The following is a 24,740-nucleotide window of genomic DNA, read 5'->3' as shown; positions in this document are numbered from 1 at the left end:
AAGCGAATATATACTTAGTTAAAAAAAGGGGACTGTATTAGTCCCCTTCTCTTTATCCGATGACTAACCCGCTCTAAGACTTCCGCTTCTCCAAGTGGGAGTTATACCCTTACGGGCACAGGCGAGCGGCTAAGTCTACGTTTATACAATATACAATGAAAAACGCTTAGGTGAAAAAATGTCAAATATAGCTCAAGTAATTGTCAACATTCCCACCCGCAGCATTGACAAGCCCTTTTCTTATCTTATTCCTCCGCATCTTCAGGGTGTTGATGTGGGCTGGCGCGTACTTGTACCATTTGGCAATAGAAAAGTAGAGGGATTTGTTATTGCCTTAGCCGCCGAAAGGCCCGAAGGCTTAAAAACCATTCTTGATGTACTTGATACGTATGCTTGGTTTAATACTAATATGATTGAAACTGCCAAATGGCTAAGCACGTATTATCTTTGTTCACTAGGAGAAGCACTGCGTTTGTTTGTACCTGGCCAGTCGGGAATAAGAACACAAAAAGCATACAAAGCTCCTGATGAGGCAGATTTTGAACAGGCAGCTGTTATCTTAGAAAATAAGCCAGTAGAATATAGTACTGTACTTAGTTATATTTATAACCAGGGTTCGGCTACACTCACTGAACTCGTTAAACTGTCTGAAAACACAAATACCATTCTAAAATTTTTTTTACAACACAAACTTATCGTTCATTCTGATACAGTTAATAAACGCGGAAAAAGTAATACCACCACTATTGTAAATTTGGCTGTCGGCAGGGAGGTTGCGGCCCTAACTGAGCAACAATTACCAAAAACCTGTCTGGCTCAACGCCGGTTGTTACATGCACTTATCGATAATAATGAGCTTACAACAGCGCAACTGCGCGATCTAAATATTACCCCAAGCACCATTAAGAAGCTAGCTTCCCAGGGTCTAATCACAATTCGTACTACCCAAGTATTCCGCAATAGCTATGATACTCTCTGCAAGTCAGCAACAAAAATAACTTTGACTGAAGAACAAGAACATGCGCTTAAAGCAATCATTCCTCTGATTTGCGCACAAGCACATAAATCTTTTTTACTTCATGGTGTTACCGGCAGTGGTAAAACACAGGTCTATATCAACGCTGTAGCCGAGGCACGCCGGCTTAACCGGCAAGCTATTGTGCTAGTACCGGAGATAGCCCTTACCAGCCAAATTATTGCACGCTTCCAGGCCGCATTTGGTAACGATATTGTTGTTATGCATAGTAAATTGTCAGTCGGAGAAAGGCACGATGCATGGCGCCGTTTACAATTAGGTCAAGCAGGTATCGTTATTGGTGCTCGTTCGGCCCTATTTGCGCCAGTAAATAATTTGGGCATAATAATCATAGATGAAGAACATGAATTTACCTATAAACAAGAAGAATCACCACGTTATCATGCCCGCGAAGTAGCTTTAATCCGTGCCAAACTTGCCGGTGCGGTAGTTATATTAGGCAGCGCTACACCAGCGGTCGAAACTTACTATCAGGCCCTTAACGGTAAACATACGTTACTTCCGATGCGCAAAAGGATTGATAACGTCCCGATGCCGGCAGTCACAGTTGTTGACATGCGTCAAGAACTAGCCCAAAGGCGTCGGAGTGTTATCTCACCACCATTACAGGAAATGCTGGCAGAAACATTGGCCAATAAAGAACAAGCTGTAATTTTACTAAACCGGCGTGGCTACTCAACGTTCGTTCTCTGCCGTGAATGCGGTCATGTACTTAAGTGCCGACACTGCGACATCTCACTCGTATATCACACATCGGGAAATACTTTACGCTGCCATTACTGCCAGGAGCGCCACTCAATACCTGACACTTGCCCGGAATGTGGCAGTAGATATATCCGATACTTTGGTACTGGTACACAGAAGGTGGAAGAGTCTCTCAATTTGTTATTTCCAACAGCTAAAATCATTCGCATGGATCAGGATACTACCTCACGTAAAATGGCCCATGATAAAATTCTGTCAGCTTTTGCAAACGGAAGCTATGACATACTTTTAGGAACGCAAATGGTAGCAAAAGGTCATGACATTTCTAATGTAACGGCTGTTGGTATAATCTCAGCCGATACAGCTCTAAACCTGCCAGACTTTAGGGCGGCGGAAAAAACTTTCGCCTTGTTAACCCAGGCGGCAGGTCGTGCCGGCCGTGGCGCGAAAGCTGGCCGAGTAGTTATGCAGACTTATAATCCTGAGCATTATGCAGTTCAAGCCGGGGCGGCACATAACTACCAAGAGTTTTTTGAAAGCGAAATCACATTTCGCCGTCAATTAAACTATCCGCCTTTTACTCATTTGTTGAAAATAACGGTACAAGCCAATGACGAAACAATTGTCCACCGTAACGCAAATCTATTAGCGTCGGAATTAGCACAAATACTTACCGGTGTCGATTCCTCTATTGTAGGACCTTTCCCGGCATCAATAAATAAAATAAAAGATATATTTCGGGTTAATATTTTAATTAAAACAACAGATTTGCCCAATGTAACCCTAAAACTTACTGATGTAGATATAATCAGCCGCAAAGACATAATTGTCGATGTAGATCCTATTAATGTGCTTTGAGTTGCTTAAATACTTTTATGACCGAGTAAATTGTGGTAAAATTTTTCTAATGGCCGGAGGTAAGAGGAGGTATATCATAATGCCAACAATGGATATCAAAAAGGCTGGCAATAAAGTTCTTAAAGAAATTGCCGCCCCTGTAGGAAAAATTGACCGTAAAATAAAACAACTGCTCGACAACATGGCGGAGACCATGTATGCTGCCGATGGTGTTGGATTAGCCGCTCCGCAGGTAGGGGTTTCCCTTCGTATCGTAGTTATAGATATTGGTGAGGGACTACTTGAACTCATTAATCCAGAAATTGTTAGTAAAGAAGGCTCTGAAACAGATACTGAGGGATGCTTAAGTGTCCCAGGCATGTATGGCGAAGTGGAACGCTATGCTTCGGTAACAGTAGAAGCTCTTAATCGCTCAGGAAAAAAATTCAGAGTAAACGGTTCTGGTCTTCTTGCGCGAGCTCTTCAGCATGAGATAGACCATTTAAATGGTATTCTATTCATAGAACTCGCAAAAACCGTTCACAAGGGGTAATCTCAATGAAAAAACTACGTACAGTATTTATGGGAACACCAGATTTTGCTGTTCCTTGCCTAGATATGCTTGTTGAAGAAGGCTATCCAATAGCGGCGGTAGTAACGCAGCCAGACCGGCCAAAAGGACGCGGTCAAAAATTGGCTTATTCACCCGTTAAGGAAACCGCATTATCTTATAATTTACCCGTACTGCAACCTGCCAGTATCAAGAACGATAACACTTTTGAGCAGATAGCCGCTTTAAAGCCGGATATTATAATTGTTGTTGCTTTTGGACAGCTTTTACCTAAGAAACTCTTAGACTTACCACCTTATGGTTGTATAAATGTACACGCCTCGATATTGCCTCACTATCGTGGGTCAGCGCCAATTCATTGGGCCATTATAAACGGTGAAACAGCAACCGGTATTACTACAATGTATATGGATGTAGGTATGGATACCGGTGATATGATTTTAAAAGCCGAAATACCCATTTTACCATCAGATACTACCGGCAGCTTACATGATAAGTTAAAAGATGTTGGAGCCTCCGTGTTATCAGATACGTTACAACAACTGGCGGACGGAAATGCGCCGCGAGTATCGCAAAATAGCGCAGAGGCAACTTATGCCCGGATGCTCTGCCGCGATACAGAGCGCATTAACTGGCATCAGCCAGCAATAGCTGTTCATAACTTAGTTCGCGGACTGAACCCCTGGCCGGTAGCATACTGTAAATATCAAAATAAATCGTTAAAAATCTGGAAAACTAGAATATATGACGAATCAGCTGTGTGCTCCGAACCTGGACGCATCATTCAAATGACCAAAGATGGATTTGTTGTTGAAACAGGCAAAGGCACAGTTGAAATACAAGAAGTACAGCCGGAATCAAAACGCAGGATGAAGGCCAGTGATTGTGTTTGCGGCTACTGCTTAACCGTAGGTAATATGCTTGAATAGAAGGTGGCTGTAAATGATCGAAGTAGTCCAAAGACCCCGAAAACGTTTATTTTTAGCTTTAATTCTTCTTAGTTTATGTATTGCAACCATTTCCACTTATGGGCTATGGGTCGTTAGTCTGCCTGGACTAACGAATATTAGCAGTTACTTGCCGATGATACTAGGTACACTGTTAGTTGCCATAATTTTAGCCGCAGTCTGCGGTGTTATTGGTATTATTTTAGCTATTCTGGGATTTAAAACCCCCGGAATATTTCAAAGCTCGGCATGGTCGGCAATAAATGTTTTGTTTCCAATGGCTATCGCTATTGGCAAGTTATTTGACGTTGACAAAGAGCGGGTTGAACGCTCTTTTATCGAGGTTAGCAATCATTTAATTAAGAAAAAGAATGTTACAGTACGACCTGATAAACTATTGATTATGACGCCGCACTGCCTACAATTTGAAACTTGCCCGCATAAGATTACCCGCGATGTTTCCAATTGCCGCCGTTGTGGTCAGTGTCAAATTGGTGATTTAGCAGAGCTTGCCAACAAATACGGAGTTCATATCGCAGTCGTAACAGGCGGAACCCTGGCAAGAAAAGTAATAAAAACAATTCGCCCGCATGCCGTTCTTGCCATTGCTTGCGAACGTGATTTGACCAGTGGCATTCAGGATGTTTTTCCACTCCCAGTTATCGATGTTCTCAACGAACGACCTTTCGGCCCATGCTGCAACACTCAGGTTGATTTGAAAAAAATTGAACTAGCTATTAAAGGATTTGTAGGTGATACTTATCCAACAACAAAAATTAAAGATGGTGACATCAATGACTAAAAAGGTTGACGCCAGAGAAGTTGCATTAAAAGTAATCAATGAAGTCGAAAGCAAGGGGGCCTATGCCAACATTGCCCTGGCTCACGAGATAAACCGCCGAATATCCCAAGGCCAGCTCTCTGACCAAGATCGGCGGTTTATTACTGAGTTAGTATACGGCACTGTAAAAGCAGGTGCTACGCTGGACTGGATACTGGGTAATTACTTAAACCGTCCTATTACTAAAATAGCACCGGTAATACGAAACATCTTAAGGTTAGGAATATATCAGTTATTTTTTCTTGAAAAAGTACCCGTTTCAGCTGCATGCAATCAATCAGTAGAATTAGCTAAAAAATACGGACACGCGGGTACCGTCAAATTTGTAAACGGCGTTCTTAGAAATGCCGCCCGCAGCCCAGAGAAAGTTGAATATCCTAACCAAGATAAACAACCGGCAAAATATCTATCTCTAAAATACTTTCATCCGGAATGGTTAGTGGAACGTTGGGTTAACCGTTTAGGGTTTAGTGCCTGCGAAGCTTTATGCCAAACAAATAATATTACACCACTGCTTTCTCTACGCACAAATACCATTAAGATTGACCGTAAGCAATTACTGCAGCGCTTAGAGGAAGAAGGCGTACTCTGCCATGAGTCGGTTTGGACGCCGGAGGGGCTTGTATGCTATCAGCATCCCAGTCTTAGTACACTAAAATCACTGCAGGAGGGATTATTTCAGGTTCAAGACGAAAGTTCTATGTTGGTTGCCCATATTCTTGACCCGAAACCTGGTGAATTCATTATTGACGCCTGCGGTGCGCCGGGAGGCAAAACGACACATATTGCTGCTCTTATGGACAACACCGGACAGATATTGTCTACAGATATTTACGAACATAAACTCGAAATTACCCGAGAAAACGCTACGCGCCTTGGTCTGACAAATATTGAAACAAGAGCTTTGGATGCTGTAACCTTAGATCAGTTCTTCCCGGGTAAAGCTGACAAAGTACTTGTAGACGCACCGTGCTCCGGCCTTGGCGTATTAAGACGTAAACCAGATTCACGCTGGCGCAAAACCGCCGATATTCTGCAAGATCTGCCAAAACTACAATCAGCTATACTGACAAGCGCAGCTCAGTGTGTCAAACCAGGTGGTACTCTTGTATACAGTACCTGCACTACTGAACCGGAAGAAAATCAGAATATCGTAAATAATTTTCTAAATACACATTCAGATTTCGATTTAGAACCGGCCGGAGAGTATCTTCCTATTCAAAGACGCCCGGATAAGATGCTTCAACTTTGGCCACATCTTGATGGGGTTGACGGCTTTTTTATTGCACGTATGAAGCGGCGTAACTAAGGCGGTAATACTTATGAAAACAGATAAAATTGAATTATTCGGATTGTTTGCCACAGAAATTGCCTCAGCAATAAAACCATTCGGACTAGAACAATACCGGGCTAAACAAATTGCAGAATGGTTGTATAAACACGGTGTTTATCAATTTGACGATATGACAAATCTTTCTAAAGACCAGCGCACCAAACTTTCCGCCGACTTTACTATTACCAAAATTATTCAGAAAGCAGCCCAACATTCAGGTGATGGTCGAACAAGTAAATTTTTGCTTGCTTTTCCCGATAATGCCGGCGTTGAAACTGTCCTGATGCGCCAGCCGTATGGTAATAGTGTTTGTATCTCCACCCAGGTTGGCTGTGCCATGGGCTGCGCATTCTGTGCATCAACCCTGGATGGTCTAACAAGAAATCTCACTGGTGGCGAAATATTAGCTCAAGTTTTATACATTAATAAGCTCTTGGAGCTCGAAGGGCAAAAGGTTGATTCTATCGTCATCATGGGTTCGGGTGAGCCTTTAGCGAACTATGATAATGTACTAAGATTCATCCGACTCATTCACGAACCTTATTGCCTTACTCTTAGTTATCGCAGTATAACTTTGTCAACTTCCGGACTTGCGCCTGAAATCGACAGGTTAGCTACTGAAAATTTACCAATCACACTATCAATTTCTTTACATGCACCTAATAATGAGTTACGTACGAAACTTATGCCTATTAATAAAAGATTTCCTATTGAACAAGTACTCGCTGCAAGCGACCGTTATATTGCTGCCACTGGCAGGCGGGTTACTTATGAATATACCTTAATTTCCGGAATTAATGATAAGCCGGCTCATGCGCATGAATTAGCGGCATTACTTAGAGGTCGATTGGCGAATGTCAATTTAATTCCCATAAACCCAGTACCGGAACGCGGTCTATTACGGCCTCGGCTAAGTGAAATTGATAAATTTGCCCAAATTTTAAAAGGCCAGCATATTAATGTCACAATCAGAAGAGAAATGGGAACTGACATCGATGCAGCCTGCGGCCAGCTACGGCGCAAAGTAATGCAACAAGGCGGTTAATTTTGACTAGATTGCCATTATCGCGTATAATAGAAAAGACTTGGCTTGTATTTTCTTACACAATTAGCGGGAGTGTTATAAATTGAAGTTTGTCCGCAATATTGAAAACTTTTTTGAAAAATATATTGAAGGTTTTTTTAATAAGCAATTTTCTAGCGGCTTACAGCCTGCCGAAATTGCAAAGCAATTAGCCCGTGAGATGGAAGACGAGCGTACGGTTGGAGTTTCTTATGTTTATGTTCCCAATCATTATTCTGTTTATGTAAACAGGGATGATTACGAACGCTTGGAACCATTTGTAAATGCCATATGCAGCGAACTATCCGGTTATTTAATTGAAGAAAGCCGGAAAAAAGCCTACACAATGGCTGGTAGTCCGCAAATCGAATTTTTTGCCGACGAAAAATTAACAAAGCAGGATTTCCGGGTTACGTCAAGTTTTACAGAAGCCCCCTACGAAGAAGATACCGGTGGTCTTGAAAAAAGCGATATACAAGCCAACGATACAAGAGTATTTGATAAATTCGAACCAGGGACACTCTTCCATCAACAATCAAGACAACTTTTGCTTGGTATCTTGACAGTAGTTGATGGCTTAGACGCTGGCTTGAAGGTCGACTGTACAACCAACAGAATAAACATTGGTCGCCGCAATACCAACGAACTACCGCTTACTGACATGAATACTTCGCGGTTACACGCATATGTTGTATATGAAGACGGGCATCATGTTATCCATGATGCCAAAAGCCTTAATGGGACTTACGTCACAAATCATCGTATTACCCATAAACAACTCAAAAGCGGCGATAGAATAAAAATAGGTAATACTGTTATTTTATATGAGGTGAAGTAGATTGCCCGGTAAAATGCAGGTACTCAGTATTCTGGTAATAGCCTTGCAGTATAGCTTGGTAATACTGTTGTATTACTTTTTATACAGAGTAGTAAAGATAGCTTCAAAAGACTTAAATAAAGTTGCTTTTGACGAACCAGCTACTTCACTTGTCAGATACGCTCCCGATGAGGATTCTAATTTCGCTGATTCGCCAAGGCTGATAGTCCTTGATGATAAAAACGCTCTTTTATCACAAACTGTTTTTACAATTGATGATAGCTTATCAATAGGACGCAGCCAACATAATGATTTAATAATAAATGATAATTTTGTTTCTCACGAACATGCTTGTATTTCCAAATCTAAGCACAATTACCTGTTGGCTGACTTAAACAGCACAAATGGCACAATTCTTAATGGCCAACAGATTGAAGAAGAAACTGCCTTGAATTACGGAGATGTTATACAAATCGGTGCAGTTACTCTTAAGTTTGAGAGGTGACTTCCATGCTGGCATTTGCACAGTCAGACATTGGTATAGTACGAAAAACCAATGAAGATAGTTATGTCTTTTCGCCGCCCCAATTATTTGTGGTCGCTGATGGCATGGGTGGACATGTTGCCGGAGAAATTGCCAGCAACCTTGGTTCCAATACTATCCAGGAGTATATGAAAAAATTTATTACTCCAGCAGACTGGGAACAAGTTTTAAAAGAAGCAATCATCGAAGCAAATACTATTATTTTTCAAATGTCCCAAGCCAAGAGCGAATGTTTAGGTATGGGAACGACTGTTACTGCCATATATACCAATAACAACGAAGTGTATTGGAGTCACGTAGGGGACAGCCGTCTTTATCTAATTCGAGATAATGCATTGCAGCAAATAACCAGTGATCATTCGTTAGTTTGGGAATTAGTACAGAATGGTAGTATAACTTATGAAGAAGCGCAAGTTCATCCCCACCGCAACATTTTGACAAGAGCAGTGGGTACCAACGAAACGATTTGTGTAGATTCTGGACGATTTTTATGGAAACCCGGAGATAGTTTGCTATTATGCACAGATGGGTTGACAAATATGCTTAGCGAAGATACTATTTTAAATATTTATTTGCAACATGATAAACCACAGACAATTGTAAATACCCTTATTGAACAGGCAAAAGCGGCCGGCGGCTACGATAATATTACATGTATTTTAGCCCAATATAGGGATTAATCCATGAGACATAAAAAAATCACTGAGTTTGGGCTATTGTTAATAGGCGGGCTCGTTTTAATTAATGGTTACCTTGCTGTTACACTTTCCAACCATCAGTTTACCTATCAACACTTCGGCATGCTTTTTGGCTTAATTGCTTTGTTTTTCATTACTTCGCAAATTAGCCGTAAATTCGCCGCTACCGCAGATCCGCTACTATTACCTTTAGCCGTATTTTTAGCGGCTATCGGGTTAACACTTATTGTAAGGCTGCGTCCAGATTTATTTATCGCGCAAACGATATGGATGTCGTTAGGGCTTATTGCCTTCATGTTTACAGTCGCCATTTTTCGAAGGCCTGAAACTGTTGCCAAATATAAATACCTCTGTGGTATAGCTGGCATTTCTCTTTTGCTAATCACTATTTTGTTTGGGGTTGATATCGGCGGCAATAAAAACTGGGTAGTTTTCGGCCCCATACGATTTCAGCCTTCCGAATTTGCTAAACTGTTAATCATTATCTTTTTAGCTGCCTATTTGAGTGAACGGCGGCAACTTCTAACCTATGCAACTAAACATTACGGTCCTTTAACTTTGCCACATCCTCGTTTTATTGCTCCTTTACTGGCTTTATGGGGACTAACTATGGCTATACTTATAGTTCAGCGAGATTTGGGTTCCGCTTTGATATACTTTGGAACTATAGTCGCCATGTCTTATATGGCGAGTGGCCGTCTAAGTTATGTTATTTTGGCACTTATTCTATTCTTTGCAGGCTCTGCACTTTGTTATCTGTTATTTCCCCATGTTCAAGTCCGAATTGACATTTGGTTGAACCCTTGGACTGACCCTACCGGGCGAGCATATCAGATTGTTCAATCGTTGTTTGCTTTTGGATCAGGTGGAATCCTTGGCAGTGGACTTACTTTCGGATATCCAACTATTATACCCGAAGTACATACTGATTTTATTTTTTCCGCTATCGGAGAGGAACTTGGGCTAGCTGGCAGCGTTGCAGTAATCATTGCCTATATACTCGTTGTATACCGTGCTTTTCGCACGGCGCTGATTTCCTCAACGATGTTTACTATGTTACTGGCAGGTGGCTTAGGTATACTTACCGCACTGCAAGTATTTATTATTATTGGCGGTGTCACCAAATTTTTGCCCTTGACCGGCATAACACTACCACTTATTAGTTATGGTGGCAGTTCTATGGTTTCAAGTTTTATCCTGCTGGGAATGTTATTTGCCGTATCGGAGGCGACGACACCCCATGAATAAAAATGACTTTCACCATAAGGCACTTCGCAAGAGTATCCGCAAAACGGCTCTGTTTTCCTTAAGCCTGCTTGTGATGCTCATAGCCTATGTAACATACCTCCAGGTTATAGAAAGTAATACGCTTGCCTATAATCCTCTTAACCGCCGCACAGTTGAAGCTTCCAAAAGAGTTGAACGCGGCAAAATAACGGACATTCATGGTAAAGTACTGGCACAAAGCACACTTGCAACCACAAAAGAGTACAAGCGCGAATACCCATATGATGTACTCTTTGCCCATGTTGTTGGATATGACAGCACTAAATATGGCAAGGCAGGCATTGAAAGTGCTTATGACGGATATTTGTCTGGTCAAACAAACCCTGAAAAACGATTAGGGGCAATTGGGCAATTATTTCAAGGTGGTACAGGCAATACTATTATGCTTACCATCGATTCCCGTACTCAACAAGCCGCCTATCAAGCTTTAGGCTCTAACCGTGGCGCCATTGTAGCTATAAATCCAAAAACCGGTGCAATCATAGCGATGGTTAGCCGCCCTAGTTTTGATCCAAATAATTTAGAAAATAATTGGGGCGAAATTTCGCAGTCCGGCAGTAGTCCATTACTTAACAGAGCATCTCAAGGTTTGTATCCGCCTGGCTCTATAATTAAAGTACTGACTGCCGAAGCAGCATTAGCTGAACAGGTGGCCACCAGTAATCGCCAGTTTACCTGTACCGGAGCTTTGAAAATTGCTCCTGATTATACTCTGCCAGAAGCCAACAATACAGCCCATGGCAAAATCGATCTTAAACAAGCTCTTGCCGTCTCCTGTAACGTCACCTTCGGTCAATTAGCGCTCGATTTGGGGCGTTCTAGAATGGCCAAACAATTTGAACGCTATGGATTTACAAACCCAATCAACAGTGATATTCCGGAAAGCGCTCCAAAACTTCCTGAATTCTCCAGACTTAGTGACGGTGATTTAGCTCAGATTGGTATAGGGCAGGGGAGTCTCTTAGTCACGCCGCTTAGAATGGCCATGTTGGCATCAACTTTTGCTAACAAGGGAACCATAATGAAACCTTATTTAGTACAAAGAATTACGGCACCTGACGGAGAAATAATTAATGAAACCTCTCCAGAAAAATGGCTTTCACCGGTAAGTATTACACTTGCAGAACAGGTTGGCAGTATGATGGTTAGTGTAGTAAACGAAGGAACGGGTACTGCCGCAGCAGTAAGAGGTGTGCAAATTGCTGGTAAAACCGGCACTGCTGAAAATCCGCACGGTGCACCGCACGCATGGTTTATTGGCTATGCGCCAGCTGAAAATCCACAAATTGCGATTGCCGTAATTGTTGAAAATGCTGGTTCGGGCGGAAGGGTAGCCGCACCGATAGCCCGGCAAATATTTGTACAGGCATTACGTTAAGGGGGTGAATAAATGCTTAATCGCACACTTGATGATCGTTATACAATTTTAGAACGAATTGGCGGCGGTGGAATGGCCGATGTATACCGCGCTCATGATAAACTCTTAGACCGTTCCGTAGCCGTAAAAGTGCTCCGTTCGCAGTTCACTGATGACGAAGAATTTGTCAGCCGCTTCCGGCGTGAAGCTCAGGCAGCCGCTAAATTATCTCACCCTAACATTGTTAATATTTACGATGTTGGTCTTGATGAGCAAGCCTACTATATCATTATGGAATATATATCAGGCGAAACACTTAAAGATAAAATTGAACGTGAAGCGCCGCTCCCCGTAGAAACTGCAGTTCGCATTGCTATTGAAATAGCCGAAGCTCTTGAACATGCACATCAAAATAATTTGATACACTGTGATATCAAGCCTCATAACATCCTAGTAACACGTTCAGGACGAATCAAGGTAACCGACTTTGGCATAGCCAGAGCCGTTACTTCTTCCACTATGACTAACTCCGGTACAATTATTGGATCAGTACATTATTTTTCTCCAGAGCAAGCCAAAGGAACCGCTGTTGGTGCGAAATCAGATATATATTCACTTGGTGTCGTTCTCTATGAAATGCTTACAGGACAAGTACCATTTACGGGAGAATCGCCAATTAGCATTGCTCTTAAGCATTTACAAGAGGAACCTAAGCCGCCAAGGGAGTTAAATCCCGAGATCCCGCCACTGATTGAGGCCATTATAGGTAAAGCCATGCATAAGGACCCGGCAGCACGGTTTGATGATATTAGCGAAATGATTACCGATTTTAAAATGGCTCAAAATTACTTAAGGGACGACCATACCCGCAGATTGTCCAGGAACGATTTTCCTACCCAGATATTACCGCCAATTACACCATCACTAGAACAAGATAGCCCTAAGCTGACACCGCGGACAAATAACCCGCAAACAAATAAACCAAAAATCTCTAAGTCCTGGCTTGGCGGCATGCTGTTAGTTTTACTGCTTGGCTCTGCATTAGCTGCCTTTTTAGGATTTGGGAAGTTTTGGAGTCTTAATGAAGTTGTTGTACCTGACGTAGTAGGTAAGCAGGTAGATACAGCTCGGAACATACTTATTAGTAAAAATCTTAGGGTTTCAGTCTCAGAAGCTTTCAACGATAAAGTTCCGATAGGATCTGTTATTTCACAGCAGCCCGAAGCAGGAACAACAGTTAAGGAGCAAAGAACAATAAATATTATTGTCAGCAAAGGCGGCGAAATAACAGTTGTTCCAGACTTACGGGGACTTAACCGGCGAGATGCCGAATTGCAAATCAAAAATGCTGGACTTAAATTAGGACGTGTTGACGAGCAGTTTACCGAAGACTCGCCACCAGATACGGTTATTAATCAAAATCCTCGGCCACCGGCTCAAATAACCAAAGGAACAGCGATTGATATTGTAATCAGTAAAGGAGCAAGTCCAAAAAAATTAGTTTTACCTGATTTTCAGGGTTCACTCCTGACCACCGTTGTTTCCCAGTTGGAAAGCCTGAAGCTTAAGCAAGGAAAAGTAACAGAAGTTGCTAATGATAAATATCCTGCTGGAACTATTGTTAGTCAGAACCCACCGCCTGCTACTGAAGTAACCGAAGGAACTACCATTGATTTTTCTGTTGCAAAGGGTGCCCCAGGAGCGGTAAAGCGGGCTTCTGTTCAGGTAACAGTTCCAGAGGGGCCGTCACGTCAGACTTTGCAAATAGTAGTAACTGACGCTAATGGCCGTCGCGTTGTATACGAAGGCACCCATAAACCGGGTGAACGCGTAGAAAAGACAGTGGAAGGTATTGGCCAAATACGCGTTCAAGTTTATATTAACGATAAGTTACTTCAAGAACAAACAATTTAGGAGGCCCTTATGTGCTGAACGGTATTGTAGTAAAAGCCTATAACAGTTACTACTATATACAGTCAGGTAACAAAATTGTAACCTGCAAACTACGTGGCCGGTTTAAAAAAGAGCGGTTTTCCCTGATCGTCGGCGATGAAATTAGCTACACCTTAACCGGCCCAGATAAGGGCATCATCGAAGAAATATTGCCGCGCCGCAGTATGCTAAAGCGTCCGATGGTAGCAAATGTTAATCAAGTTGTTTTAACATTTGCTGCTGTCAATCCCGACATTAATCCATCTCTAGTAGATAGATTTTTGGTAATTGCTGAGTTTTCGGAACTGGATATAATTATTTGTATCAATAAAGTGGATTTAACCGACATTGATTCATTACCAAACCTGGTCGACCGCTACAAGCAAATAGGCTATAAAGTACTTACCACAGCGGCCAAAACTGGTATAGGAATCGATGAATTGCGAGAATTGCTCTATGGTAAAATCTCCGTCTTTGCCGGTCCGTCAGGAGCAGGAAAATCAACTCTACTTAACACCATCCAACCAGGCCTTGAACTTACAACTGGCGAAGTTAGTCATAAAATCGGCCGTGGTAAACACACCACCCGGTTTGCCGAACTTTTGCCGCTGGCAGGCGGCGGTTTTGTCGTAGATACTCCGGGGTTTAGTTTCACCGAATTTACTGACATAGAACAAGCTCACTTAATGGACTACTTTCCCGAGATAGCCAAAGTAGCGCCGGATTGTAAATTCAATACCTGCCTTCATTATAAAGAGCCACAATGCGCTGTTAAACAAGCGGCTAGTGACGGCCGCATTCATCCTGACAGATATCAATCTTATCTTGAAATATTGACCGAAATTAAAGAGAATAAGAAAGGGTACTAAATGAATACTATCAAAATTGCACCTTCCATTTTATCTGCTGATTTTTCCCATCTAGCCGATGAAATAATCAAAATAGATGAGGCTGGCGCAGACTTAGTTCATATTGACGTTATGGACGGGCATTTTGTTCCAAACCTAACATTCGGCCCGCCGGTTGTTGCTGCCATTCGCAAAATAACAAACCTGCCATTTGATGTACATTTGATGGTTACTAATCCTCAGGATTTGATTGTACCCTTTGTTAAAGCCGGCGCTGATATTATCACCATTCACGCTGAAACCGCACCACATATGCACCGTTTGATTCAAAATATCAAAGAATGTGGTAAGAGAGCAGGGATATCGCTTAATCCTTCTACACCGCTGGCAGTAATCGAAGAAGTGCTTTCAGATGTTGATATGATTCTTATTATGAGCGTAAATCCGGGATTTGGCGGCCAAAAATTTATCCCTAATGCCATAAATAAAATTGCAAGACTTAAAACTATGATTGATGAACGTAAGCTAACCGTTGATATTGAAGTTGATGGCGGAATAAACGCCGCTACTGCCCAGCAGGTGATTGCCGCAGGTGCTAATATTTTAGTTGCCGGTTCAGCAGTGTATGGTGCACCTGATATAAAACAGGCAATTAAGAGTATTAGAGGTATTGATTAATTTGCCGCTTAATGGTAACATAGATAGCAGATAGTGGATTATGGATAAAAATTACATAGTAAGCCTTTGGGGCATGGTGAAAAAGAGCAATCTTTTAATTCCTGACCGGCGGTAAAGCCCGCGAGCCGTTATACGGCTGATTCGGTTAAATTCCGAAGCCGACAGTATAGTCTGGATGGTAAAAGGCGTAATACTGCCATAACTGGCGTTACTTTAAGTTAAAAGCCTATTAACTGTTGATTGCCCCAAAAGCAAATCAACAGTTTTTTATTTTTCCTATCATCAACTGGGGGATTTCTATGGACGAATATTATATGCGCCAAGCGCTAACAATTGCACAGTACGCCTCGGGTCGTACCAGCCCCAATCCACTGGTCGGCGCGGTTATTGTAAAAAACGGTCGTATTGTGGGACAAGGCTGGCATCGTAAAGCAGGTACACCCCATGCGGAAATTCATGCTTTAGCCCAAGCCGGTGATTTAGCAAAAGATGCTACCGTCTACGTAACACTTGAACCATGTTCCCATCACGGCCGTACCGGCCCTTGTGCCGATGCCTTAATTGCTGCTGGAGTAAAAAAAGTAGTCGTAGCCATGACTGATCCAAATCCATTAGTAGCCGGAAATGGCTTAACCCGGCTTAAAGAAGCCGGCATTGAAGTGGTAACAGGTCTACTTGCAGCAGAAGCAGCCAAACTAAATGAAGTATTTATAAAATGGATATCTACAGGAATGCCATTTGGTGTGCTTAAAACTGCGATGTCCCTCGATGGTAAAATTGCTGCCTATACTGGCCATTCCAAATGGATCACTGGCTCACCAGCCCGCCAATTTGTTCATAAGCTTAGAGACACTTACGATGGTATTTTAGTAGGGATTGGTACAGTATTAGCTGATGATCCTGAGTTAACCACTCGTTTGCCGCATGGCGGTAATAATCCCACGCGGATTATTGTGGATAGCATGGCCAGAACACCACTGACAGCTAAGGTAATAACAGACGGGCGCGCGCCAACTATCATTGCAGCTAGTTGCGCAGCACCTGCCGAACGAGTAGAAGCATTACGAAGCCGGGGTGCAGAAGTATTACTGCTTGAAAAGACTCCTTCCGGGGTTGACTTGCGCCAATTGTTCAAGTTACTGGGAGAAAAACGTATTACCAGTGTGTTTGTTGAAGGCGGAGCAGCCATAAATGCCTCCTTATTAGATGCAAATTTAATCGATAAAGTATATTGGCTCATAGCCCCAAAAATAATTGGGGGCAAAACAGCACCAAGCCCAATTGGCGGCACAGGAGCAACAACCGCCGATCAAGCCATTTTGCTTGAAGATATCACAACACATTCTATTGACGCTGACGTATTAATTACTGGCTATATTGCTGGACGGGAGGGTAGAGATGTTTACAGGACTTGTGGAAGAATTGGGGAAAGTTAAAGCTATTGCAAAAGGAGCAAAATCAGTCCGCCTTACTGTTTACGGTAAAAAAGTTTTGGAGGATACTCAGCTTGGCGATAGTATTGCCGTAAACGGTACCTGCCTGACAGTAGTTGATTTTAGTCGTGATTGGTTTACTGCTGATGTTATGCCCGAAACAGTAGACAGGACTGCTCTATCTGGTCTCAAACCAGGCGACACCGTAAATTTGGAACGTACATTACGGGTCGGCGACAGACTGGGTGGTCATATTGTAAGCGGCCATATTGATGGCATAGGTACTATCTTATCCAAGGAACAAAATGATAACGCTGTTATTGTCCGAATTGGAGCCGGTCCGGAAGTCATGCGGTATATCATACAAAAAGGTTCCATTGCTATTGACGGTACAAGCCTTACTGTCGTTGAATTCGGAACTAACTGGTTTACGGTATCACTTATTCCGCATACTACGGCTATGACCACTGTTGGACTTAAGGCAACCGGTGAAACAGTGAATTTAGAAGCAGATATCATCGGTAAATATGTAGAAAAACTTTTGGGCTTACAGCACCAAGCTAAACCCGCTGAAAAAATAACACTTGGGTTTCTTGAACAGCACGGGTTTACACGATAAAATTCAAAAAAGAATGGAGGAATTTTACATGAAATTCAATACTATTGAAGAGGCTATTGAAGATTATAAAAGTGGTAAGATTATTGTAGTAATCGATGATGAGGATCGTGAAAATGAAGGCGACCTGCTGATGGCCGCTGAAAAAGTAACACCAGAAGCTATTAATTTTATGGCAACATATGGACGTGGTTTAATCTGCATGCCAATTATCGGCAGTAGATTAGATGAACTTGAAATAGGCCAAATGGTAACTGAAAATACAGACAATCACTCAACAGCTTTTACCGTATCCATTGACGCTAAAACAACAACAACCGGTATTTCTGCCCATGAACGCGCCCTGACTGTTCAGGCCGTGCTTGACCGTAAAACAATTCCCAGTGATCTCAGACGCCCAGGTCATATCTTTCCCTTACGGTACGCTGAAGGCGGCGTATTAAGACGAGCAGGCCATACGGAAGCTGCGGTCGATATGGCTAGCTTAGCTGGTCTTTACCCTGCGGGAGTTATCTGCGAAATTATGAACGAAGACGGCACAATGGCCCGCACACCTGAGCTTATGGAGTTCATTAAAAAACATGACCTTAAAATAATTACTATCGCCGATCTCATTAAGTATCGTAAGAAACATGAACGGTTCATAACCAAAGCTGCCGAAACTAATCTGCCCACTAAATATGGCGATTTTAAACTGGTTGCCTATGAAAGCCAGCTTGATAATCAGTGTCACGTAGCTCTAGTTAAGGGTGATGTAGCAAACAAAACAAATGTACTAGTTCGGGTACATTCTGAGTGCTTAACCGGTGACGTTTTTGGTTCGCTGCGCTGTGACTGCGGTGATCAACTGGGTCATGCCTTAAAACGCATTGAAAAAGAAGGCAGCGGCGTTCTGCTTTATATGCGGCAAGAAGGCAGGGGTATTGGTCTTGCTAATAAAATACGGGCATACGCATTACAAGACACAGGAAAAGACACTGTAGAAGCTAACGAACTACTGGGCTTCGCTCCGGACCTAAGGGATTATGGAATTGGCGCCCAAATCTTAGCCGATTTAGGATTAACCAGTATTCGGCTGCTCACCAATAATCCACGTAAACGAGTAGCCCTTGAGGGTTATGGTTTAACCATTACTGAAAGGGTTCCTTTAGAAATACTCGCTAATAAATTTAACAACAGATATTTATCAGCCAAGAAATCCAAGCTTGGTCATTTATTAAAACAATATGAGGAGGTTCAAAAATAATGAACAATGTTAAAATACTGGAAGGAAATTTAGTAGCAGAAGGATTAAAAATCGGTATCATAACGGCAAGATTCAATGAATTTATTAACACAAAACTGCTCGAAGGTGCTTTGGATGCGTTAAAGCGCCACGGCGCCTCTATGGAAAATGTAGAAATTGCTTGGGTTCCGGGAGCATTTGAAATTCCGCTTATAGCGAAAAAAATGGCTATGAGCAAAAAATATGATGCTGTAATCTGCCTGGGTACAGTAATCAGAGGCAGTACCAGCCATTATGATTATGTTTGCGCTGAAGTATCTAAAGGAGTAGCCCATGTCGGTTTGGAAAGCGGAGTGCCCACCATTTTTGGCGTTCTTACTACTGACACTATAGAACAAGCCATTGAACGGGCAGGTACCAAAGCTGGTAATAAGGGCTTTGATGCTGCCGTTTCAGCTATTGAGATGGCAAACCTTATTAAAGGTCTATAATTGGGAGGTACTATGAAAGTAGGCATAATCAGCGATACACACGGTTGTTTGAAAACATGGCAAACAGTTTTTGATCGCTACTTTGTAGATACAGAGCTAATTATCCATGCCGGCGACGTTTTGTATCACGGACCACGCAACACCATTCCTGCTGAGTACAACCCTAAACAATTAGCCGATGTCTTGAATAGTTGTCCGGTTCCTATAATTACTGCCTGTGGTAACTGTGATGCAGAAGTTGATGGAATGGTATTAAACCTACCAATTCAATCGCCTTACACATACTTAATGCTTAATGGATTACGAATTGCTGTAACCCATGGCCACAACTTGACTGACGAAACTAAGCAGGAGATGGCTAAACGCCTAAAAGCTGATATCTTTATTACCGGTCATACTCATGTAGCCACATTGGAGAAAATTGAAAATATATTCTTTTTAAATCCTGGCTCCCCGGGAATGACGAAGCGTCCTGACGGTCGGGGCACCATTGCCTGGATAAATGAGAACAAAGTCGAAATACTAGATATAGCAACAGGCCAAGTGATGATTTCCGAATCCTTGGTCTAATACCGGAGGTTACCGTTAATGTATGATCATCTTATTCGGGCAACAGCGCCCGGAGTTCGCGGCTTTGCCGCTATTACTACCGATCTAACGGAAGAAGCCCGCAAGCGCCATGACTGTTTTCCGTTAGCCGCCGCTGCGCTTGGCCGCACAATGACTGGTGCATTATTAATGGCTGCGAATTTAAAGACCGCAGAAAGCTTAACTATTAGAATTTCCGGGGATGGGCCGCTGGGAGAAATTGTAGCCGATGCTTACCCTGATGGTTCTGTCCGCGGCTATGTCAAAAACCCATTTGTTGACTTACCGCTTAACAATGGCAAATGGGCTATTGGCCAGGCAGTAGGTAAGGGACATATACATGTTACAAGGTTTGTTGGTCTGAAACAGCCTTTCACAGGCAGCTCTGAACTGATATCAGGCGAAATAGCCGAAGACTTTACCCAATACCTTACTATGTCTGAACAGACGCCATCCAGTGTGGCTCTCGGAGTCCTTATTAATCCTGACACAACAGTTTCTGCTGCAGGAGGATTTCTTATTCAGGCTTTGCCGGGAGCAGAAGAAGATGTCATAAGTAAAATTGAAACCAATTTAAGCCAAATGCAGCCTGTCTCTCAAATGGTACATAAAGGTTTAGATGCAAGAGGAATTCTGGAAACTGTATTTTCGGGACTGCCAACAACAGTGTATGACTCGATAAATCTTCATTTTAACTGCAAATGCTCTCGCGAACGAGTTGAAAACATGCTAATTAGTCTCGGAAAAGAAGAGATCAAGGAAATGGTTGCAGAAGGACAAGCCGAGGTCTGCTGTCATTTTTGTAGCGAAAAATATCATTTTAACGCCCAAGAGTTGAAGAATATTTTAGAAAAGCTAGCTGCACCACAGGCTAGATAAAGCCAAAAAACCAGCACAGTACTGTGCTGGTTTTTTGGCTTTATCTAGCAACTGCTTCCGAAGTCAGTGGCAAAATAGAAAATGTTGTGGGTGAATTTTATATACTTTTCAAGGAAAAAAATAAAAAAGGACTTGATATCAAGCCCTTTCATTAACGTATGTTATTAGACTGCACGCTGAATTTTACCAGAACGCAGGCAACGGGTACACACATTAACACGTTTAACGTCACCTTTAACTAAAGCCTTAACTCTTTGTATGTTAGGTTTCCAGGTGCGCTTGGTTTTAAGGTTGGAATGGCTGACATTGAAGCCTGAACGCTCACCTTTACCGCAAATCTCACAAACATTTGCCATCTATTTCCACCTCCTGTAAGAAAACATCCTCATGTACTGAACATGACTATTTTAGCACAAATTACTTATGATATGCAAGGCCAAATCCGTTTTTTTAGTGATATTTTCATAAATACCTAGCATTTGGTGTGCATTAGCAGGAATTGTGCGTATTATATTGAAATTAAAAATAAGAAAATGTAGGGGGGCTTCATCTATGTTAAATAAAAGCACTCCAATAATCGAAGCGCTTAAGTCGCATCCTGAGGCAAAAAGGATCTTTGCTAAACATGGTATGGGATGCATAGGCTGTATGGGATCACTTACCGAAACTATTGAAAATGGTGCTAAAATGCACGACATTGATGTAGAAGCTTTGCTGGAAGAATTAAACGATCTCCTCAAAACAAACAAATCATAAGGTGATTATTATTCAAAAGTTATGGTCTGCTAAGATACAATTTCTCAAAGGAGTAGGGCCTGCAAATGCTGCCAGACTCAGCAAGCTAAATATTTTTTCTATAGGTCAATTGCTTGAGCATTATCCGCGTCGGTATGAAGACCGAAGCAAAATCAAGCTGATTGCCGAACTAATTGATGGCCATTTTGAAACCTTTCGCGCAGTAGTTATGAATATTAGCGAATTAAAGACTTACCGTGGTCTTAAAATCGTTAAAATCGCTGTAAGAGATAGCTCTGGTATAGCTCATTTAACATGGTTTAATCAGTCTTATATAAAAAACAAATACCGTCCTGGTATGGATCTTATTATCTTTGGCAAAGTTCAGCGTAATCATGGCATAATTGAAATTAATAAACCGGATATTGAGCTTGTAGAAAGAAACAGCCCGTCTACCGGACGCATTATGCCTGTATACCCCGCAACCGAAGATATTCCGCAATGGCAACTGAGATCCCTTATAGAGCAAGCTTTGCAAATATTTCAAAGTACACCCGGCAGTGAAAGCACAGAAATCTTACCTGCCGATATTATTATCCGGTTCAATTTGATAAACCGGCAGCAGGCTTTGGCTAATATTCATTTTCCTGTCAGCATGGAAACCTTATTACAGGCTCGCCGGCGGCTGGTATTTGAAGAACTCTATTTACTTCAATGCGGCTTAGCCTATATAAAACAGAAAATGAAATATGGTTCGAAAGGCATTAAGCATGCACGAGACAACGAATTGGTAGTAGCTGTTGAAAAAAGCCTGCCGTTTGCCTTGACCGCCGATCAGCTTCAGACACTTCGTGAAATTAAAACGGATATGGAAGACACCACTCCGATGCAGCGCTTAGTTCAAGGTGATGTTGGTTCAGGGAAAACAGTCATCGCTGCCATATCGCTGGCCAAAACGGTCGAAAACGGCTATCAGGGGGCGATGATGGCACCAACAGAAATATTGGCAGAACAGCATTATCATACACTTGCCCGGTTATTGGCGCCGCATGGTATCAAAATTGCTGTACTCACCGGAAAATTAAACCGTAAGATAAGAGAAGAAATACTAGACAATATCAAAACAGGACTAATTGATATCGTCATTGGCACACATGCACTTATCCAAGATGATGTGGAGTTCAAGCACCTCGGACTAGTAGTTACAGATGAACAACACCGCTTTGGTGTTCGCCAACGCTCCAAGCTGGAAGCAAAAGGAAATCATCCCGATGTACTTATAATGACGGCAACACCTATACCCCGAACTATGGCGCTTACCGTATATGGAGACCTTGATGTATCAATTATCCGGGAGCTACCTCCCGGTCGACAGCCCATTGCCACTTACGCGCGTAATAACAACCGTCGTGAAAAGGTTTATGGTTTTGCCGTTGGTCAAATTAAAGCTGGCCGTCAAGTGTATATAGTATGTCCGCTTGTTGAAGAGTCGGAAAAAATTGAAGCACAATCTGCAGTTTCAATGTATAATGAACTAACCGCCACCTTTTTCAGAAACATTCCTTGCGGCTTACTGCACGGTAAAATGAAACCACAAGAAAAAGAAGCTGTTATGGCTGCCTTTGCCAACGGTAATATAAAAGCACTTATCGCTACTACGGTAATCGAAGTAGGAGTTAATGTTCCCAATGCCACGGTAATAATAATCGAGGGTGCCGACCGCTTCGGCCTGGCGCAACTTCATCAGTTGCGCGGCCGTGTCGGCCGTGGTGAATATAAGTCTTACTGTATTCTGTTATCAGACAGTACCAACGAAGAAACAGTTGAACGTTTGAAAATTATGACCGAAGTAAACGACGGCTTTATTTTGGCAGAGAAGGATTTGGTGTTAAGAGGACCGGGGCAGTTTTTCGGTACACATCAACATGGTATGCCGGACTTAAAGATTGCCGACATTGTCAGGGATACTGATATATTACTAGAGGCCCGCCAAGCTGCTCAGCAGACGGTTTGTACACCGGAATACTTAGAAAAGGTGTGGCAAACACTTAAGCATTGGTTTGGCGACAAATTCAGCATGGTGTTCCATCGCTAAATCGGATAAAAAAAAAGGAGCGGCCAGAAGGCCGCCAATTATGGGAGAGGAGAAAATTTACATTACTAATATTGACATTTTGAATGGGGTTTATACGTACCTTATTAAATTTTTTTAAATTTATTTCTTATTTTTTTTTACTGTCACGTACACACTAAAGATAAATAACTGTAAGGGTGGTGGGCAGTTTGAAAAATAATAGTTATTCAGAAGAGCAATTACGTAGTATTGCCGGCGAATGTCGTGAATTTGAACATATTATAAACGCTATGGGCTATGGTTATTCCTTACTCAACGTATCGGCTTCAAATTATGTCAGACGCTGCACTGACTGCACGCATTGGTTTGATGGTTCCTGCAACATATTTCAAAGAGAAATAGCCCAATGGGAATAAACAAACAGCGCTGATTCAGCGCTGTTTTTGAGAGATAGGAAGGTACTAGATGAATAAGTTACTAGGTTGGCTCGCAATTATTGCACTTATCGGATTAACGTATATGTGGCAGCCGGAATTTTTCCACCACGCTTATGGTATTATTGAAAGAGGCGACATTGCCGCCTTGGCAGAATATTTAAGATCTTTCGGACCTAGCGCCGTCATGATAACAATTGTTCTATTTGTTATCATGACTTTTACAATTGTTTTTCCATTTATGATTTTATCAGGTGCTGCCGGCATCGTCTTTGGACTATTTTGGGGTACAATAATCTCTTGGATCGGTGAAGTGATTGGTGCCTTATTTATGTTCGTTTTCGCCCGCTATTTTTTCCGTCACGCCGTCGAGGGCTGGATAGCGAAAAGTCGTTATCTTAAGCAAGTAGATGACTATAGTGCCGCCAATGGATTTAAAGCACTTTTGCTAGCCAGACTCTTACCCTTGGCACCATCCGGTATTATAACTGCCGTTGCTGCGATTAGCCGTATCTCTTTCAAAGACTTTTTTCTGGCAACCATCATCGGTAAGCTACCGCCGGTAGTTGTTAAGGTATTACTGGGACACGATATTGTTTTTGCCGGTGAAAATTTAGGTCGGCTAATTTTTATTATCCTGCTGGTTATCGTTATTTATGGCGTTCTCTGGTGGCAAAAAAGAAATAAAAAAACCGAACTTTGAAATTTTTGTGTAGGGAACTAACGGCACTTTATAAAAAAACGAAACTACTTACCATCAGTAAAAAGTTG

Annotated in this window: 25 protein-coding genes and 1 riboswitch; of the genes, 24 read left to right on the top strand and 1 reads right to left on the bottom strand. The window is 42.2% G+C overall.

What is annotated here, in order from left to right; all coding sequences use genetic code 11:
• Nucleotides 1-178 precede the first annotated feature (178 nt).
• The 20 genes from priA to hslO all read left to right on the top strand — a co-directional run bounded on the left by priA (nt 179) and on the right by hslO (nt 20,726).
• Nucleotides 179-2,599 (top strand): primosomal protein N', encoded by a 2,421-nt coding sequence (gene priA, locus SRRS_RS12450; protein ID WP_371369247.1) that lies wholly within the window; start codon nt 179-181, stop codon nt 2,597-2,599.
• Nucleotides 2,600-2,678: 79 nt separating this feature from the next.
• A complete protein-coding gene (gene def / locus SRRS_RS12445) occupies nt 2,679-3,131 on the top strand; it encodes a peptide deformylase (RefSeq protein ID WP_371369245.1) in 453 nt (150 codons plus the stop codon).
• A gap of 5 nt (nt 3,132-3,136) precedes the next feature.
• Nucleotides 3,137-4,078 carry a methionyl-tRNA formyltransferase gene (gene fmt, locus SRRS_RS12440; RefSeq protein WP_371369243.1) on the top strand — a complete coding sequence of 314 codons (942 nt, stop codon included), beginning with the start codon at nt 3,137-3,139 and terminating at the stop codon, nt 4,076-4,078.
• A gap of 13 nt (nt 4,079-4,091) precedes the next feature.
• On the top strand, nt 4,092-4,898 hold the full coding sequence (locus tag SRRS_RS12435) for a DUF116 domain-containing protein (protein WP_371369241.1): 807 nt from the start codon (nt 4,092-4,094) through the stop codon (nt 4,896-4,898).
• A complete protein-coding gene (gene rsmB, locus SRRS_RS12430) occupies nt 4,891-6,246 on the top strand; it encodes a 16S rRNA (cytosine(967)-C(5))-methyltransferase RsmB (RefSeq protein WP_371369239.1) in 1,356 nt (451 codons plus the stop codon). Before SRRS_RS12435 ends, rsmB begins: the two co-directional genes overlap by 8 nt.
• Before the next feature lie 13 nt (nt 6,247-6,259).
• Nucleotides 6,260-7,315 (top strand): 23S rRNA (adenine(2503)-C(2))-methyltransferase RlmN, encoded by a 1,056-nt coding sequence (gene rlmN / locus SRRS_RS12425; protein WP_371369238.1) that lies wholly within the window; start codon nt 6,260-6,262, stop codon nt 7,313-7,315.
• An 82-nt stretch (nt 7,316-7,397) separates the two neighbouring features.
• Nucleotides 7,398-8,171, top strand: coding sequence for an FhaA domain-containing protein (locus SRRS_RS12420; RefSeq protein ID WP_371369236.1), 774 nt, complete (start codon nt 7,398-7,400; stop codon nt 8,169-8,171).
• Nucleotide 8,172: 1 nt separating this feature from the next.
• Complete coding sequence (locus tag SRRS_RS12415) at nt 8,173-8,655, top strand: FHA domain-containing protein (RefSeq protein WP_371369234.1); 483 nt, start codon at nt 8,173-8,175, stop codon at nt 8,653-8,655.
• Between the two features lie 5 nt (nt 8,656-8,660).
• Nucleotides 8,661-9,374, top strand: coding sequence for a Stp1/IreP family PP2C-type Ser/Thr phosphatase (locus SRRS_RS12410; protein WP_371369232.1), 714 nt, complete (start codon nt 8,661-8,663; stop codon nt 9,372-9,374).
• Nucleotides 9,375-9,377: 3 nt separating this feature from the next.
• Complete coding sequence (locus tag SRRS_RS12405) at nt 9,378-10,640, top strand: FtsW/RodA/SpoVE family cell cycle protein (protein WP_371369230.1); 1,263 nt, start codon at nt 9,378-9,380, stop codon at nt 10,638-10,640.
• The gene (locus tag SRRS_RS12400) at nt 10,633-12,057 is read left to right on the top strand and encodes a peptidoglycan D,D-transpeptidase FtsI family protein (protein ID WP_371369228.1); all 1,425 of its coding nucleotides are present in this window, start codon (nt 10,633-10,635) and stop codon (nt 12,055-12,057) included. The genes SRRS_RS12405 and SRRS_RS12400 overlap by 8 nt, the downstream gene beginning before the upstream one ends.
• Before the next feature lie 12 nt (nt 12,058-12,069).
• Nucleotides 12,070-13,950, top strand: a complete 1,881-nt coding sequence (gene pknB, locus SRRS_RS12395; protein ID WP_371369226.1) for a Stk1 family PASTA domain-containing Ser/Thr kinase — start codon at nt 12,070-12,072, stop codon at nt 13,948-13,950.
• An 11-nt stretch (nt 13,951-13,961) separates the two neighbouring features.
• Nucleotides 13,962-14,837 carry a ribosome small subunit-dependent GTPase A gene (gene rsgA / locus SRRS_RS12390; protein WP_371369224.1) on the top strand — a complete coding sequence of 292 codons (876 nt, stop codon included), beginning with the start codon at nt 13,962-13,964 and terminating at the stop codon, nt 14,835-14,837.
• Nucleotides 14,838-15,494, top strand: a complete 657-nt coding sequence (gene rpe / locus SRRS_RS12385) for a ribulose-phosphate 3-epimerase (protein ID WP_371369222.1) — start codon at nt 14,838-14,840, stop codon at nt 15,492-15,494.
• Nucleotides 15,495-15,552: 58 nt separating this feature from the next.
• Nucleotides 15,553-15,685, top strand: a riboswitch (FMN riboswitch).
• Nucleotides 15,686-15,793: 108 nt separating this feature from the next.
• Nucleotides 15,794-16,930 (top strand): bifunctional diaminohydroxyphosphoribosylaminopyrimidine deaminase/5-amino-6-(5-phosphoribosylamino)uracil reductase RibD, encoded by a 1,137-nt coding sequence (ribD, locus tag SRRS_RS12380; RefSeq protein ID WP_371369220.1) that lies wholly within the window; start codon nt 15,794-15,796, stop codon nt 16,928-16,930.
• Entirely contained in the window at nt 16,893-17,546 is a 654-nt protein-coding gene (locus SRRS_RS12375; protein ID WP_371369218.1) for a riboflavin synthase, read from the top strand. The genes ribD and SRRS_RS12375 overlap by 38 nt, the downstream gene beginning before the upstream one ends.
• A 28-nt stretch (nt 17,547-17,574) precedes the next feature.
• Nucleotides 17,575-18,789 carry a bifunctional 3,4-dihydroxy-2-butanone-4-phosphate synthase/GTP cyclohydrolase II gene (locus tag SRRS_RS12370; protein ID WP_371369216.1) on the top strand — a complete coding sequence of 405 codons (1,215 nt, stop codon included), beginning with the start codon at nt 17,575-17,577 and terminating at the stop codon, nt 18,787-18,789.
• The gene (gene ribE / locus SRRS_RS12365; protein WP_371369214.1) at nt 18,789-19,259 is read left to right on the top strand and encodes a 6,7-dimethyl-8-ribityllumazine synthase; all 471 of its coding nucleotides are present in this window, start codon (nt 18,789-18,791) and stop codon (nt 19,257-19,259) included. Before SRRS_RS12370 ends, ribE begins: the two co-directional genes overlap by 1 nt.
• Nucleotides 19,260-19,271: 12 nt before the next feature.
• On the top strand, nt 19,272-19,829 hold the full coding sequence (gene yfcE, locus SRRS_RS12360) for a phosphodiesterase (RefSeq protein ID WP_371369212.1): 558 nt from the start codon (nt 19,272-19,274) through the stop codon (nt 19,827-19,829).
• An 18-nt stretch (nt 19,830-19,847) separates the two neighbouring features.
• Entirely contained in the window at nt 19,848-20,726 is an 879-nt protein-coding gene (gene hslO / locus SRRS_RS12355) for an Hsp33 family molecular chaperone HslO (protein WP_371369210.1), read from the top strand.
• A gap of 164 nt (nt 20,727-20,890) precedes the next feature.
• On the opposite strand, the gene rpmB is transcribed toward hslO, so the two are convergent.
• Nucleotides 20,891-21,082, bottom strand: coding sequence for a 50S ribosomal protein L28 (rpmB, locus tag SRRS_RS12350; RefSeq protein ID WP_371369208.1), 192 nt, complete (start codon nt 21,080-21,082; stop codon nt 20,891-20,893).
• Between the two features lie 196 nt (nt 21,083-21,278).
• Here rpmB and SRRS_RS12345 point away from each other — a divergent pair, with 196 nt between their 5' ends.
• The 4 genes from SRRS_RS12345 to SRRS_RS12330 all read left to right on the top strand — a co-directional run bounded on the left by SRRS_RS12345 (nt 21,279) and on the right by SRRS_RS12330 (nt 24,672).
• Nucleotides 21,279-21,482 (top strand): DUF1858 domain-containing protein, encoded by a 204-nt coding sequence (locus SRRS_RS12345; RefSeq protein WP_371369207.1) that lies wholly within the window; start codon nt 21,279-21,281, stop codon nt 21,480-21,482.
• Between the two features lies 1 nt (nt 21,483).
• Nucleotides 21,484-23,556 carry an ATP-dependent DNA helicase RecG gene (gene recG, locus SRRS_RS12340; protein WP_371369206.1) on the top strand — a complete coding sequence of 691 codons (2,073 nt, stop codon included), beginning with the start codon at nt 21,484-21,486 and terminating at the stop codon, nt 23,554-23,556.
• Between the two features lie 188 nt (nt 23,557-23,744).
• Complete coding sequence (locus SRRS_RS12335; RefSeq protein ID WP_371369204.1) at nt 23,745-23,951, top strand: hypothetical protein; 207 nt, start codon at nt 23,745-23,747, stop codon at nt 23,949-23,951.
• Nucleotides 23,952-24,000: 49 nt separating this feature from the next.
• Nucleotides 24,001-24,672 carry a TVP38/TMEM64 family protein gene (locus tag SRRS_RS12330; protein ID WP_371369202.1) on the top strand — a complete coding sequence of 224 codons (672 nt, stop codon included), beginning with the start codon at nt 24,001-24,003 and terminating at the stop codon, nt 24,670-24,672.
• The last annotated feature ends 68 nt before the right edge of the window (nt 24,673-24,740 follow it).

Origin of the sequence: Sporomusa rhizae, from assembly GCF_041428845.1 — a bacterium.
In the GTDB taxonomy this organism is placed as follows: Bacteria; Bacillota; Negativicutes; order Sporomusales; family Sporomusaceae; genus Sporomusa; species Sporomusa rhizae.
The sequence above is the reverse complement of the archived record's forward strand: the minus strand, read 5'-3'. Positions and strand labels throughout refer to the sequence as shown.